Consider the following 755-nt stretch of genomic DNA (forward strand, 5'->3'; position numbering starts at 1 on the left):
GGTTGCTTCGGCAACCCGTCGTGCATGCCGATGAAACGGGATGCCGAGTCGGCGGCAAGACGCAATGGATGCATGTGATCTCCGACGAGAAGCATACGCTGCTTCGTTTCCACGCCCAACGCGGAAGCAAGGCGATGGATGCGCATGGCTTTTTGCCACGCTATACCGGCACGGTGGTCCATGATTGCATGCAAGGGTACTTCAAGGACCGGTATACCTTTGATCACGCGCTCTGCAACGTACATTTACTCCGGGAATGCAAGGGCATTGCGGAGCACGACGGCCATGTATGGGCGCAGCAGATGAGCGATCTGCTGAAAGAAAGCTGGCAGCTCGCGAGCGCGTCGCGACAAGCGGAAACACCGCTAAGCGCAGAGGTCATCCTGGGGCTTCAAGAACGATATAATGCGATTCTGGAAGCCGGTCAGCACGAATGGGCGAAGGACCCCGTGAGAACAAAGACCGGGACACGCGGCAGAAAGATCAAGAGCAAGGCAGGCAATCTGGGCGAACGACTGTTGCTGCATAAAACGGCGATCTTGTCGTTTCTTTGGCGAGCCGAAATTCCGTTTGACAATAATCAGGCGGAACGAGATTTGCGCATGGTAAAAGTAAAACAGAAGATCTCCGGTGCGTTTCGCACCGTAGCCGGGGCAGACATCTTTGCTCGACTGCGGAGCATCGTATCTACGTTTTTGAAGCAAGGACTTTCTGTTCTCCCTTCCCTTTCCCTCGCACTTCGCGGACAACCCATT

Annotated in this window: 1 protein-coding gene; it reads left to right on the plus strand. The window is 55.1% G+C overall.

The genetic code is table 11. The features are described 5' to 3' along the window. On the plus strand, positions 1-755 hold a 755-nt coding region (gene tnpC, locus KJS69_RS29370), incomplete at both ends, for an IS66 family transposase (RefSeq protein WP_213587788.1).

Origin of the sequence: Paenibacillus sp. J2TS4 (assembly GCF_018403245.1) — a bacterium.
GTDB lineage: Bacteria > Bacillota > Bacilli > Paenibacillales > NBRC-103111 > Paenibacillus_L.